Source organism: Phenylobacterium sp. J367, from assembly GCF_024699985.1.
GTDB lineage: Bacteria > Pseudomonadota > Alphaproteobacteria > Caulobacterales > Caulobacteraceae > Phenylobacterium.
The window spans coordinates 1,820,240-1,834,593 of sequence record NZ_JAJONA010000001.1; the positions used below are offsets into that span (position 1 = coordinate 1,820,240).

General features: G+C 70.1%; 7 protein-coding genes and 3 pseudogenes. All 10 read left to right on the plus strand.

Features of this window, described 5'->3' with window-relative positions; translation table 11 throughout:
• Positions 1-178 precede the first annotated feature (178 nt).
• Positions 179-1,804, plus strand: a complete 1,626-nt coding sequence (locus LRS04_RS09900) for a response regulator (RefSeq protein ID WP_257816227.1) — start codon at positions 179-181, stop codon at positions 1,802-1,804.
• Between the two features lie 221 nt (positions 1,805-2,025).
• Positions 2,026-4,045, plus strand: a pseudogene (locus tag LRS04_RS09905) (sulfotransferase).
• A 34-nt stretch (positions 4,046-4,079) separates the two neighbouring features.
• Entirely contained in the window at positions 4,080-6,188 is a 2,109-nt protein-coding gene (locus tag LRS04_RS09910) for a TonB-dependent receptor (protein WP_308238318.1), read from the plus strand.
• A complete protein-coding gene (locus LRS04_RS09920; RefSeq protein WP_308238110.1) occupies positions 6,115-6,987 on the plus strand; it encodes a TetR family transcriptional regulator C-terminal domain-containing protein in 873 nt (290 codons plus the stop codon). The genes LRS04_RS09910 and LRS04_RS09920 overlap by 74 nt, the downstream gene beginning before the upstream one ends.
• A gap of 15 nt (positions 6,988-7,002) precedes the next feature.
• Complete coding sequence (locus LRS04_RS09925) at positions 7,003-8,121, plus strand: aromatic ring-hydroxylating dioxygenase subunit alpha (protein WP_257816228.1); 1,119 nt, start codon at positions 7,003-7,005, stop codon at positions 8,119-8,121.
• Positions 8,121-9,720 (plus strand): annotated as a pseudogene (locus LRS04_RS09930) (phytoene desaturase family protein). The gene LRS04_RS09925 and the pseudogene LRS04_RS09930 overlap by 1 nt, the downstream one beginning before the upstream one ends.
• Positions 9,721-9,967: 247 nt before the next feature.
• A complete protein-coding gene (locus LRS04_RS09935; RefSeq protein ID WP_257816229.1) occupies positions 9,968-11,194 on the plus strand; it encodes an amino acid permease in 1,227 nt (408 codons plus the stop codon).
• A 274-nt stretch (positions 11,195-11,468) separates the two neighbouring features.
• Positions 11,469-11,945, plus strand: a complete 477-nt coding sequence (locus LRS04_RS09940) for a hypothetical protein (RefSeq protein ID WP_257816230.1) — start codon at positions 11,469-11,471, stop codon at positions 11,943-11,945.
• 463 nt (positions 11,946-12,408) lie between these two features.
• Positions 12,409-13,392, plus strand: coding sequence for an endo-1,4-beta-xylanase (locus LRS04_RS09945; RefSeq protein ID WP_257816231.1), 984 nt, complete (start codon positions 12,409-12,411; stop codon positions 13,390-13,392).
• A pseudogene (locus LRS04_RS09950) lies at positions 13,383-14,351 on the plus strand (glycoside hydrolase family 43 protein); the annotation flags it as partial. The gene LRS04_RS09945 and the pseudogene LRS04_RS09950, both read left to right, overlap by 10 nt.
• Positions 14,352-14,354: the final 3 nt, after the last annotated feature.

Below are 14,354 nucleotides of genomic sequence, written 5' to 3' on the forward strand. Positions count from 1 at the left end.
AGGCGTCGCGCGCTTTCTGCTTCCGTCGACAAGCTAACCCCTGCCAGCTTCCCGGGCGCAGGCCCGGCTCTCCCAGGCAAGCTAGCCGCAAGACGTAACCAACCGGTCAACGCCCCGTGCACTCTCGGTTAAGCGCGCGGCGCCCAGAATGGCGCAACCTGGAGTGTGGGATAGCGCTGTGTCGGCAATCGACTCATCGGGCGTTGCAAGCCTGGTCCGGCCGCGCCTCCTGATCGTCGACGATCTGGAGGACAACCGGATCCTGATGAGCCGTCGCTTCTCGCGGCGCGGCTTCGACGTGCTCCAGGCCGGGGACGGGCCGGAGGCGCTGGAGATCGTCGCCCGAGAGCCGCTCGACCTCGTCCTGCTCGACATCGTCATGCCGGGGATGAGCGGCTTCGAGGTGCTCACCCGCATCCGCGAGATCCATTCGTCGGCGACGCTGCCGGTCATCATGGCGACCGTGAAGGACGGCAGCGCCGACGTGGTGCGCGCCCTGCGGCTGGGCGCGAACGACTACCTGACCAAGCCGGTCGACTTCGACATCGCCCAGGCGCGGCTCGAAGCCCATGTGGCCCGCAAGCAGGCGGAGGAACGCGGCCGACGCGATCAGCCGGACCTCGAGAAGCTGGTGGTTGAACTGCGCCGGACCGTGCGTCAGGCCGAGGCGGCCACCCGCGCGAAATCCGATTTCCTGGCCAATATGAGCCACGAGATCCGTACGCCGCTGAACGGCATCCTGGGCGTGGCCAGCGTGCTCGCCACCCGGCTCGACGGCGACGCCGAGAAGAAGATGGTCCGCACCATCGTCGACTCCGCGGAGGCGCTGGAGCGGCTGCTTTCCGACGCCCTCGACCTGTCGCGCGTGGAAGCCGGGAAGCTGGAGATCCGCAAGGAGCGGTTCGACCTGCCGACCATCGTCGAGCGCGCCGCCGCCCTCTTCCGGCCCAAGGCGGAGGAGAAGGGACTGGTCTTCACCGTGGTCGTCGAGCCCCAGGCAAGGGCGACGGTCACCGGCGACCCGCTCCGCGTGCAGCAGATCCTGACCAACCTGATCAGCAATGCGGTGAAGTTCACGTCCGAGGGCTCGGTGAGCTGCCGCGTGGCGCGGGAGGACGACGGCTTCCGCTTCGAGGTGCGCGACACCGGGATCGGCTTCGACCCCTCGCGCGCCGCCGAGCTGTTCGGCCGCTTCGAGCAGGCCGACGGCGCGATCGTCGAGAAGTTCGGCGGCTCGGGTCTGGGTCTTTCGATCTCGCGCCATCTGGCCGAACTGATGCACGGGACGCTCGGCGCCACCGCCACGCCCGGCAAGGGCGCGGTCTTCACCCTCTGCCTGCCGCTGGGCATGCCCTCGGCGCTCGATATGGCGATCGCCGCGCCGGGACCGGACGCCGTCGCCGGCGACGGACGCCGCGCGAAGGTTCTGGTCGCCGACGACCACGCCACCAACCGACGTGTCGTCGAGCTGATGCTGGCCGCCGAACCGGTCGACCTGACGTTGGTGGGCGACGGCTCCCAGGCGCTGGACGCGGTCGCCGCGGACCGCTTCGACCTGATCCTGATGGACGTGCAGATGCCGGTGCTGGACGGGCTTTCGGCGATCCGCGCCATCCGTCGGCGCGAGGCTGAGCTCGGCCTCGAACGCACGCCGATCGTGGCGCTCTCGGCCCATGCCCTGCCCGAGCATGTCGAGATGTCGCTGAAGGCCGGCGCCGACCGGCACGTGACCAAGCCCCTGCGCGCCGAGACCCTGCTGCAGGCGCTCGCCGACTCGCTGGCTGAAGGCGCGGCCCTGTCCTGACGATCGACCTGGGGCTGACCCCGGGGGCATGTGGGCAATGTCGCCGCCGCACGGCCGCGGCTGTGGGTTTCGCGGGCGGCGGCTGCGCCCTTTTTCGGCGTCGATCATGGCGCTTTCGACACACCGCCATGACGATGCGGCGAACGACCTTCACCGTGGATTGACAACGTACGGGCTCCGTCCTCCCTTCGCGTATCGTTGTTGCACGATCGGATAATTGCTTGCCCGGCGCCGCCGCAGAGCCTGTCGGAACGCTCGCCACCGCGCTCTCCCACGCGGCCCGCCTCCTGACGCAGAGCCCGGCTCTGGCAGAAGCCCAGTCCCGCGAAATCCTCAAGGCCGCGCCCGGCCATCCGCAGGCCCTGCTGCTGCTCGCCGCCTCGCTCCGGAGTCAGGGCGCGGCGGCGCCGGCCCGCGACATCGTCCTGTCGCTTGCCGCCCAGCAACCGAAATGGCCGCAGGCCCAGGCCGAGCTGGGCCTGGCGCTCCTCGCCCTGGGCGACACCGAGGCCGCGATCGCGCCCCTGGAGCGGGCCGTCGACCTCGACCCGGGCCACGTCCAGGCCTGGCGGGCGCTGGGCGACGCCTGGACCCTGCTGGGGGACGCCGCCCAGGCCGACGCCGCCTACGCCAATCACATCCGCGCCTCGGTGCGCGACCCCGAACTAGTCGAGGCGGCGACCGCGCTCTGCGAGAACCGGTTGGCGGTCTCTGAGCGTATCCTCCGCGGCTTCCTGAAGCGCCATCCGACCGATGTCGCGGCGATCCGCATGCTGGCGGAGACCGGCGCCCGGCTCGGCCGTCTGGCGGACGCCGAGGCGCTGCTGGCCCGCTGTGTCGAACTCGCCCCCGGCTTCGTCGCCGCTCGCCACAACTACGCGACCATCCTCTACCGGCAGAACCGACCGGTGGAGGCGATCGCCGAGGTCGATCGCCTGCTGGAGCGCGACGCGAAGAACCCCGGCTACCGCAACCTCAAGGCCGCCGCGCTCAGCCGGATCGGCGAGTACGAGCAGGCGATCGCGCTCTATGAGGACGTGCTCGCCGAACACCCCCCGGCAGCCCAAGGGCTGGATGAGCCTCGGCCACGCCCTCAAGACGGTCGGCCGGCAGGCCGACTCCGTGGCCGCCTACCGGAAGGCCGTCGAGCTGCAGCCGTCGCTGGGCGAGGCGTGGTGGAGCCTGGCCAACCTGAAGACTTTCCGTTTCGCACAGGACGACGTCGCCGCCATGCACGCCGCACTCGGCGCCGAGGGCCTGGAGGACGACGACCGGCTGCACCTGCACTTTGCACTCGGCAAGGCCCTGGAGGACGCGCGCGCCTTCGGGCCGGCCTTCCGTCACTACGAGACCGGCAATGCGATCCGCCGCGAAAGCCTCGGCTACCGGGCCGCCGACACTTCCGACCAGGTCCATCGGGCGAAGGCGCTGTTCACCCCGGACTTCTTCGCCGAGCGGGCGGGCCAGGGGTGCGCCGCGCCCGACCCGATCTTCATCATCGGCCTGCCGCGCGCGGGCTCGACCCTCGTCGAGCAGATCCTGGCCAGCCACTCTGAGGTGGAGGGCACCCAGGAGCTGCCCGACATCATCACGCTCGCCCGGCGGATCGGTGGCAAGCCGGCCGCCGAGCGCGACACGGCCTATCCCGAGGCGCTGGCCGGCCTTTCCCCCGCCGACCTGAAGGCTCTGGGCGAGGAGTACCTCGAGCGGGCCCAGGTCCACCGCAAGCTCGGCCGGCCCTTCTTCATCGACAAGATGCCGAACAACTGGGCCCATGTCGGCCTGATCCAGGCGATCCTGCCGAACGCCAAGATCATCGACGCCCGGCGCCATCCGCTGGGCTGCTGCTTCTCGGGCTTCAAGCAGCACTTCGCCCGCGGCCAGGGCTTCACCTACTCGCTGGAGGACGTGGGCCGCTACTACGCCGACTACGTGGCGCTGATGGCGCACTTCGACGAGGTCCTGCCCGGCCGCGTCCATCGCGTGATCTACGAGCAGATGGTGGCCGATCCGGAGGCGGAAACGCGCCGGCTGCTCGATCATTGCGGTCTTCCCTTCGAGGAGGGCTGCCTTCGCTTCTACGAGAACGACCGCGCCGTGCGCACCGCGTCCTCCGAACAGGTGCGCCAGCCGATCTACGCCGACGCCGCCGAGCATTGGCGGAACTTCGAACCCTGGCTGGCGCCGCTCAAGGTGGCGCTCGGCCCGGTCTTGGAGAGCTACCCGAAAGCGCCCGCCTGACCGGGCGCATCACGACAAGAAGAGGGGGGTGCGTATGAGTTCGAGAACAACGCATAGGCTGGCGGCGCTGCTCGCCACCAGCATGTTCACCGGCCTGGCTGCGCCGGCGCTGGCGCAGACCGCGCTGGACGAGGTGGTGGTCACCGCCCAGAAGCGGTCCGAGAACCTGCAGGACGTGCCGGTCAGCGTGCAGGCGCTGGGGGCCGAGCGGCTCGACGAGCTGCAGGTCACCGACATGGCCGACTACGCCCGGTTCCTGCCGAACGTGACGATCCAGACGGCGGCGCCCGGCTTCTCGACCATCTACATGCGCGGCGTGGCTTCGGGGGAGAACAACAACCACTCCGGCCCGCTGCCCAGCGTCGCCGTCTACCTGGACGAACAGCCGGTGACGACCATCACCGGCCCGCTCGACATCCACGTCTACGACATCGAGCGCGTCGAAGTGCTGTCCGGCCCGCAGGGCACGCTCTACGGGGCCAGCGCGCAGGCCGGCACCATCCGGATCATCACCAAGAAGCCGTCGCCCGCGGGCTTCGAAGCCGGCTATGACCTCGACCTCAACAAGTTCAGCCACAGCGACGTGGGCTACGGCTTCGAGGGCTTCGTGAACCAGCCGGTCGGCGAGCTCGCGGCGGTTCGCCTGGTCGCCTGGGCCGAGCACGACGGCGGCTATATCGACAACGTCCCCGGCACGCTCACCTATCCGATCGGCATTCCGCCGGACAACCTCGGCCCGGTGACGGTGAACAACAACAGCCTGGTCGAGGACGACTACAATGAGGTGGACATCTACGGCGCCCGCGCGGCGCTGAAGATCGATCTCAACGAGAACTGGTCGATCATGCCGACCCTCAACGCCCAGCGCACGGAGGCCGACGGCAACTTCTCCTACGATCCCGGAAAGGGCGACCTGAAGGTCAGCCGCTACCGCCCTGAGCGTTCAGACGACAAGTGGGTGCAGGCGGCCCTCACCATCGAGGGCGCGGTCTCCGACCTCGACCTCGTCTACGCCGGCGCGCTCATGAAGCGGTGGGTCGACACGGAGTCCGACTACTCGGACTATTCCTACTTCTACGACACCCTGGCGGGCTACGGCGTCTACTGGCTCGACAACGCGGGCAACCCCCACGACATCACCCAGTACATTCAGGGCAAGGACGCCTACAAGAAGCAGAGCCACGAGTTCCGGGTCTCCACGCCGGTGGACCGGCCGCTGCGGGTGACCATGGGCGCCTTCTACCAGCGCCAGACGCACAACATTCAACAGCGCTACAAGATCGACGCTCTGGCCGACGATCTCGAAGTGCCCGGCTGGCCGGACACCATCTGGCTGACGAAGCAGCTCCGGGTCGACCGGGACTATGCGGCCTTCATGGACGCCTCGTTCGACGTCAGCGAAAAGTTCTCGCTGAATGCCGGCATCCGGTTCTTCAAGGCGAAGAATTCGCTGCAGGGCTTCTTCGGCTTCGGCGAGGGTTACAGCGGCGGCACCGGCGTCGCCGCCTGCTTCAAGGACACCGCGATCGTGAAGGGCGGGCCTTGCACCAACGTCGACAAGACCACGGAGGACAACGGCAACACCTACCGCCTGAACGCCCAGTACGAGATCGACGACGACCGGATGATCTACGTCACCTACTCGACGGGTTACCGGCCGGGCGGGATCAACCGGCGGGGCACGTTGCCCCCCTACGAGTCAGACTACCTGAAGAACCTCGAGTTCGGGTGGAAGACCATGTGGCTGGAGAACCGGCTGCGGTGGAACGGCGCGGCGTACCTGGAGAACTGGGACGACTTCCAGTTCTCGTTCCTGGGGGCCAACGGCCTGACCGAGATCCGCAACGCCGGCAAGGCGAAGATGTTGGGCATCGAGAGCGACCTGAGCTGGGCGGTGACCGATGGCCTTACCATCAACGCCGCGGGCGCCTACACCGACGCCGAGCTGGACGAGGACTACGCCCCCGATCCCGACGCGCCGCCGGAGGCCGAGAAGGGTACGTCCCTGCCGGTGACCTCCGAAGTTCCGCGGCTCGCTGACCGCGCGCTACGAGTGGGCCGTCGGCGACATGGACGCCCACCTGCAGGGCGGCGTGGCCCACACGGGCTCCTCGTGGCCGGACCTGCGGATCTCCGATCGTGACGTGATCGGCAAGCTGCCGTCGTTCACGACCGTCGACCTGGCGGCCGGGGTGGAGAAGGACAACTGGCGGGTCGAGGCCTACGTCAAGAACCTGTTCGACGACGACGGGCAGATCGACCGCGGCGTGGCTTGCGCCTCCTCGGTCTGCAGCCGCGTGTTCGTGACCCCGATCCGGCCCCGGCTGTTCGGGGGTGCGGTTCGGGCAGTCGTTCTGAGCGGACGGTTCTCCCGGGAGCCCAGCGAGGTTCGCCGCGAGGCGCTGATCGAGGCCGCGCTGGCGAGCCTCGCTGACCGGGGGCTGGGGGCGGTGTCGGTGCGGGACGTGGCCAAGCGGGCCGGCGTCTCGCCCGGCCTCGTCCGGCACCACTTCGGAGGCTTCGGCCAGCTGCTGGTCGAGGCCTACCGGAGCGTCGTGGCCCGGATCGACATGAACATGGACGAGGCTCTTCTCGCGGCCGGGCCGAACCCGCGGGCCCGGCTCGAGGCGTTCCTGGAGGCCAGCTTCTCGCCGGCGATCGTCGACCGGGACCTGCTGGCGGCCTGGCTGGGGTTCTGGGGGTTCGTCAGGACCGACCCCGACGCGGCCAAGGTCCATGCGGAGACCTACCAGTCGTACCGTACACGGATCGAAGGGCTGCTGGCCGACCTGGGCGTGGAGAATCCGCGGCCGGCGGCGCTCGGCCTGTCGGCGCTGCTGGACGGGCTGTGGCTGGAGCTGTGCCTCGACCCGACGACCTTCACGCCGGCGGAAGCGGTGAGGCTGGCGCGGCACTGGGTGTCTTGTTATACGAGTGTATAGCAAGCGGAGCTGACCATGCTGGAGCAGAGCCTTCCCGCCTGGATCTACTCGGACCCGGGCTTCTTCGAGCGGGAGCGCGAGACGGTCTTCCGGACCGGCTGGCAGGTGGTCTGCCACCTCAACGACGTGCCGATGCCCGGCGACTTCCAGACCCTGGACATCCTCGGCGAGCGGGTGGTCACGGTCCGCGGCGAGGACGGCGAGGTGCGCTCCTTCCACAACGCCTGCCGGCACCGGGCCTCGCGGCTGGTCGACGGCCAGGAGGGCAACTGCGGGCGCCGGCTGGTCTGCCCCTACCACGCCTGGAGCTACGGCCTCGACGGCAGCCTGAAGAACGTGCCGCGCTGGCAGGGCTTCGAGGGCCTGGACCTCGCCGAACATGGCCTGAAGCCCGTGGAGCAGGAGACCTGGCGCGGCTTCGTCTTCGTGCGGTTCCAGCCGGGCCTGCCGAGCGTCGCCGAGATGATGGCCCCCTATGAGGCCGAGATCGCGCCGCACGGCTTCGAGGACCTGCAGCCGCAGGGGCGGGTGACGCTCAGGCCCCGGCCGGTGAACTGGAAGAACGTCGCCGACAACTACGCCGACGCCCTGCACATCCCGGTGGCGCACCCGGGGCTGACGCGGCTCTTCGGGCCGAGCTACGCCATGAAGGCGGGCGAATGGACCGACACCCTGTGGGGCGACGTCACCGAGACGCCGTCCCCGAACTGGGTGGAGCGCAACTACCAGGCCCTGCTCGACAACTTCGACCACCTGGACCCGAAGGCGCGGCGCCGCTGGAGCTACTACCGCCTGTGGCCGAACCTGGCCTTCGACGTCTATCCGGACCAGGTCGACTTCATGCAGTTCATCCCGGTCTCGCCCACCGAGACCCTGATCCGCGAGATCGCCTATGTGCGGCCCGACGCGCGCCGCGAGGTGAAGGCCGCCCGCTACCTCAACTGGCGGATCAACCGGCAGGTCAACGCCGAGGACACGGTGCTGATCGCCCGCGTCCAGGAGGGGATGCAGACCTCGGGCTATGTCTCGGGCCCGCTCGGCCCCTCGGAGGTGTGCCTGGCCGCCTTCGCCCGAAGGCTGAAGGCCCAGATCCCCGAAGCCGCCCTGCCGCACGCCCCGAAGGAAGCCGCCTGATGGACAAGACCGATGTCGTGATCGTCGGCGGCGGGCACAACGGCCTGACCTGCGCGGCCTACCTGGCGTCGTCCGGCCTGAAGGTCACGGTGCTGGAGCGCCGCCACGTGGTCGGCGGCGCGGCGGTGACCGAGGAGTTCCACCCGGGATTCCGCAACTCGGTGGCCAGCTACACCGTCAGCCTGCTCAATCCGAAGGTCATCCGCGACCTCGAGCTGCATCGCCACGGCCTGAAGGTGGTCGAGCGGAAGGTGTCCAACTTCCTGCCGCTGGACGGCGACCACTTTTCCGTCGGCGAAGGGATCACCAAGGCCGAGGTGGCGCGGTTCTCCAATCGCGACGCCGACCGGCTCGACGCCTACGGCGAGCGGCTGGAGCGGATCGCCGACGTCCTGCGCGAGCTCGTTTTGATGACCCCGCCGAACCTGGTGGAGGGCGGCATCGCCCAGGCCGTGCCGGAGCTCCTGAAGAGCGCCGCGCTCGGCAGGCGGCTGAACAAGCTCGACATGACCGGCAAGCGCGACCTGCTGGCGCTGTTCTCCCAGTCGGCGGGCGACTGGCTGGACGGCTGGTTCGAGAGCTCGCCGATCAAGGCGGCCTACGGCTTCGACGGGGTGGTGGGCAACTATGCCAGCCCCTATTCGCCGGGCTCGGCCTACGTCCTGCTGCACCATGTATTCGGCGAGGTGAACGGCAAGAAGGGCGCCTGGGGCCACGCCATCGGCGGCATGGGTGCGATCACCCAGGCGATGGCGGCGGCCTGCGCCGAGCGTGGGGTGACCATCCGGACCGGTACGGGCGTCGCCGAGGTGCTGACGAAGGGCGGCCGCGCCATCGGCGTCGTCACCGAGGCGGGCGAGACGATCCACGCCCGCGCGGTGGTCTCGAACCTCCATCCGAAGCTGCTGTTCGGCAAGCTGGTGGACCCGGGCGTGCAGCCGGCGGACTTCCGGGAACGGATCGACCGCTATCGTTCGGGCTCGGGCACCTTCCGGATGAACGTGGCGCTCTCCGCGCTGCCGCGGTTCGCGGTGAAGCCGGAGGCCGGCGACCACCTGACGGCCGGGATCATCATCGCGCCGACCCTGGCCTACATGGAGAAGGCCTATACCGACGCACGCGAGCACGGCTGGTCGAAGGGATCCCATCGTCGAGATGCTGATCCCCTCGACCCTGGACGACAGCCTGGCGCCCCAGGGCCAGCACGTGGCGAGCCTGTTCTGCCAGCACGTGGCCCCGGTGCTGCCCGGGGGCCGGAGCTGGGACGACCACCGCGAGGAGGTCGCCGACCTGATGATCGCCACGGTCGACAAGCACGCGCCGGGGTTCGCGAAGTCGGTCGTGGGCCGGCAGGTGCTCTCGCCGCTCGACCTGGAGCGCAAGTTCGGCCTGGTGAACGGCGACATCATGCACGGCAACCTGAGCCTCGATCAGATGTTCTCGGCCCGGCCGGTGCTGGGGGCGGGCGACTACCGCACGCCGGTGGCCGGCCTCTACCAGTGCGGCGCCGGCACCCACCCGGGCGGCGGGGTGACCGGCGCGCCGGGGCACAACGCGGCGCGGGAAGTGGCGCGGGACGCGAAGAGAAGAAGGTTCTGAGCCGGGGCCCTCTCCCTACCCTCTCCCTCTCCGCTTCGCGGGGGAGAGGAGTGGGGTTGTGAGGCCGAGCCATAGTCTCCTCTCCCCCGACCCCGGCGAAAGCCGGGGGAAGAGAGGGAGAGGGTAGGGAGAGGGCGTGCTGACGACGCGGAGCCTGAGCGCGACTCCCCCCCCTGATCGCTGCGCGATCTGTCCCTCCCCTGAAGGGGAGGGATGTGCTGAGGTGCGGCGCGCGGGGGAGATGAGCGTGGCGGACGATCCGAAGCAGAAGGGCCTGGGGGCCCTGACGGCGACGTTCCTGGTGGCCGGGAACATGGTGGGGTCGGGGCTGTTCCTGCTACCGGCGTCGCTGGCGGGGGTGGGCTCGTCGAGCCTGATCGGCTGGGGGATCGCGGGCGTGGGCGCCATGGCGATCGCCGGCGTGTTCGCGATCCTGGGGGCCGTCAGGCCCGATCCCGACGGCCTGGTGCGGTATCCGGCGGACGGGGTGCATCCGTGGGCCGGGGCCATCGCCTGGGGCGCCTACTGGCTGTCGTGCTGGGTGGGGAATGTCGCCATCGCGCTCGCCGCCGTGGGCTACCTCGCCTACTTCCTGCCGGCCCTGATCGGACCCTGGCCGACGGCCATCGCCGCCATCGTCGCCATCTGGCTGATGACGCTCGCCAACCTCTCGGGGCCGCGGGTGGTGGGCTGGTTCTCCGGCTCGACCCTGCTGATCGGGCTGGTTCCCATCGTGGCGGCGATCATTGCGGGCGTGATCGGGTTCGACGCCGACGTGTTCGCCGCCTCCTGGAACGTCAGCGGCCAGCCGCTGACCCACGCCATCCCGGCGACCCTGGTGACCATCTTCTGGGCCTATCTCGGCCTGGAGAGCGCGACCATCGCGGCCAAGGCGGTGGACAATCCCCGGCGCAACCTGCCGATCGCCACGCTGGGCGGGGTGGCGTTGGCGACGGTGGTCTATGCGGCCGCCACGGCGGCGGTGATGGGGGTGATCCCGGCCGGCGACCTGGCGAAATCCACGGCGCCTTTCGCCGACGTGGTGGGGCGGCTGGTGGGGCCGGTGGCCGGCGCCGTCGTGGCGGCCTGCGCGCTCGCCAAGACCCTGGGCACGCTCGCCGGCTGGCTGCTGGTCGCGGCGGAGGCGGGCGCCTCGGGGGCCGCCAGCGGGTATCTGCCCCGGGCCATCGGCGGCGAGCCGGGCTCGCGCCTGCCGGTGCGCGGCGTGGTGGCGACGGCGGTGCTGATGTCGATCACCACGCTGGCGACCATCTCGCCGACGCTCACCAAGCAGTTCAACGCCCTGATCAACGCCGCCGTGCTGGCGAACCTGCTGGTCTATCTGCTGTGTGCCGTGGCGCTATTGCGGTTCTCCGGCGGGCTGTCGCCGGGGCGCAGGTTCGCCGTCTGGGCGGTGGCGGGCCTGGCGGGCGCGTTCTGCCTCTGGGCGACGTTCGCCTACCTGGCGGGGTAGGCGCTTCAGGCCCTCTCCCTACCCTCTCCCTCTCCGCTTCGCGGGGGAGAGGAGTGGAGCACCGAGGCCGCGCCATCACCTCCTCCCCCCGGGCGAAGCCCGAGAGGGAGAGGGTAGGGAGAGGGCGAGCGAGCGCGCGGCCGTCCGCCCCCTCCACCCCCTCCCCCGCTTACGCAGGGGAGGAATTCGCGAACGCCGTTCGGCGCCCTTGCGGGCGGGTCGTTACGGGCGCAACCTCTTCTCCGTGGGGTGATAGATCCTGGGGAGGAAACCTATGCGCACACTCATTCTTACGGCGTTGCTGACCGGCTGCGTCGCGCTCGGCGGCTGCGAGCAATCGTCAAGCCAGGCGGCGGCTCCGGCGGCGCCGGAGAAGCCCAAGTCGCTGGCGCGGTCGGCCCCGATGTACGCCGGCCAGGAACAGATCCTCAGCGTCTCCAGCGGCAAGATCGAGGTCGACGACGGGAACCTGATCCTGCACGTGGAGGGCGCGACGGCGACCCCGGGCTGGTCGGACCCGGCCTTCCTGCCCCGCGTCTATGCGGCCCAGCCGAAGGACGGGATCTACGAGGTGGACGTGATCGCCACCAAGCCCACGGGCGCCGCGGCCCAGGCCGTGACGCCCATCGAGGTCGAGAAGGCCTGGCCCGGCTACAAGAAGGACCGGCTGAAGGGCGTGAAGTTCATGACCAAGACCAACGAGGTCGTGGCCATGCTGCCGGCGGCGGAGCAGCCGGCGGCGGGGTCGTAGGGGTCTTTCACCTCCCCCGCGAAGCGGCGGGAGGGGGACCGTCGGCCGAGCGCAGCGAAGAGCGGACGGTGGAGGGGGCAAGCCCGACGCACTGCCGGCCGCTTGCCCCCACCACCCCTCGCTCTGCGGTCAGCCTGCGCTGACCTCGGCGAGCGGTCCCCCCTCCCGCCATCGCTGCGCGCTGGGGGAGGTGAATACCGTGCGCAAGGGATTCTGATAGCGCTACCAGAAAGCGCTTGATTGGTCAGACCACGTTCGGCAAAGCTCCCGGCCTGGAGGCGCGGCCCGAGATCGCGCCCGGGATATCAGGGAGGTCCGGCGTGCCGCGAGCGTTGTCGCGAAGGGAAGGTCTGGCGCTCGGCGCCGCCGCCCTCCTGGCCGGGGGCAGGCCGCGGCGCAGGCCCCCAACTCCGAGCCCCTGAAAGACCTCGCGAAGGCCAAGGGCCTGGCGTTCGGCACGGCGATGTCGGCGAACGGCCTGGGTGATCCCGCCTATGCGGCCCTGGTGGCCCGCGAGTGCGGGGCGCTGGTCTCAGAGAACGAGCACAAGCTCTATGCGATCAAGGCCGACGCGCGGGATCAGTGGCGGTTCGAACCGGCCGACCGGATCGCCGCCTACGCGAAGCAGCACGGCATGGTCCTGCGCGGCCACACCCTGCTGTGGAACCGCGACGAGTTCACGCCCGACTGGCTGAAGAAGGAGGGCTTCCCCTCGCGGGCCGAGGGCGAGCGGTGGATGGGCGACTATGTGCGGCGCGTCGCCGGGCGCTATCCGCAGATCACGTCCTGGGACGTGGTCAACGAGAGCATCGACCCGGCGACCGGCGAGATGCGCAATTCGGTGTTCACCCGGGCCATGGGGCCGGAGGTGGTGGAGCTCTGCTTCCACGCCGCGAAGGCGGCCGCGCCGAACGCCCGGCTCGCCTACAACGACTACATGGGCTGGGGCCCGGGCGACGCGAAGCACCGGGCGGGCGTGCTGAAGCTGCTGGAACGGCTGAAGAGCCGGGGCGCGCCGATCGACAGCTTCGGCATCCAGGGCCACATCGCCAACGGCGACGGCGGCGACGTGGTGACGTTCACGGCGGCGGACCAGCGCGAGTGGCGGGCCTTTGTCGACGAGGTGCGGGGCATGGGCCTCGACCTCCTGATCACCGAGCTCGACGTCAACGACCGGGTGCTGCCGGCCGATCCCGCCCGGCGCGACGCCCTGGGCGCGGCCCTGGTCCGCGACTTCCTGGGGATCATGCTCGACTACCCGGAGACCAAGCAGGTGCTGATGTGGGGGCTGGCCGACCACCATTCCTGGCTGCAGGGCTGGTGGCCCAGGCCCGACGGGATCGCCAAGCGGCCGACGCTCTACGACGCCGCGCTCAAGGCCAAGCCGATGCGCGAGGCGGTGGCCGAGGCGTTCCGGGCGGCGCCGGAGCGCACGCCATGGGCCTGACCCCTCAGCGCCTCAGGCGGGCGGCGCTCGCCGCGGTGGCCAGCCTGCTCGGCGCCGGCGCGGCCGCCGCGTCGGAGGCCCGGTTCGACTGGTTCGCCTATCGCCCGCTGGACCCCGAGCCGGTGACGGCGCCCGGCGAATACCGCAACCCGATCCTGCCCGGCTTCCATCCCGACCCGGCCCTGGAGCGGATCGGCGACGACTACTACCTGGTCACCTCGACCTTCTCCTACTTCCCCGGCCTGCCGGTGTTCCGCAGCCGCGACCTGGTGCGCTGGGGGCAGATCGGCAACGCCATCGACCGGCCGGGCCAGCTCGATTTCTCGGGCCTGGGGCTGTCGCGCGGCGTGTTCGCGCCGGACATCAGCTTCGAGGCGGGTACGTTCTACATCCTGAACACATGCGTGGACTGCGGCGGCAACTATGTGCTGACGGCGAAGGACCCGGCCGGCCCGTGGTCCGATCCGATCTGGATCAAGGACGTGGACGGCATCGACCCGTCGTTCTTCCACGACGCCGACGGCCGGACCTATCTGCTCAACAACGGCCCGCCCGAGGGGACGCCGCTCTACGACGGCCACCGGGCGATCTGGATGCAGGAGTTCGACCTCAAGGCGATGAAGACCGTCGGCCCCCGGAAGGTGCTGGTCAACGGCGGGGTCGACATCTCGACGAAGCCGGTGTGGATCGAGGGGCCGCACATCTACCGGAAGGACGGCTGGTACATCCTGAGCTGCGCCGAGGGCGGCACCTCGGTGAACCACTCGCAGGTGGTGCTCCGTAGCCGGAACGTCTGGGGTCCTTACGTTCCCTTCCCCGGCAATCCGATCCTGACCCAGCGCGACCTGCCGGCCGACCGTCCGGACCCGATCAGCGCGGCGGGCCATGCGGACTATGTGGAGACGCCGGACGGGCGCTGGTGGGCGACCTTCCTGGCCACGCGGCCCTACCGGGACGACTTC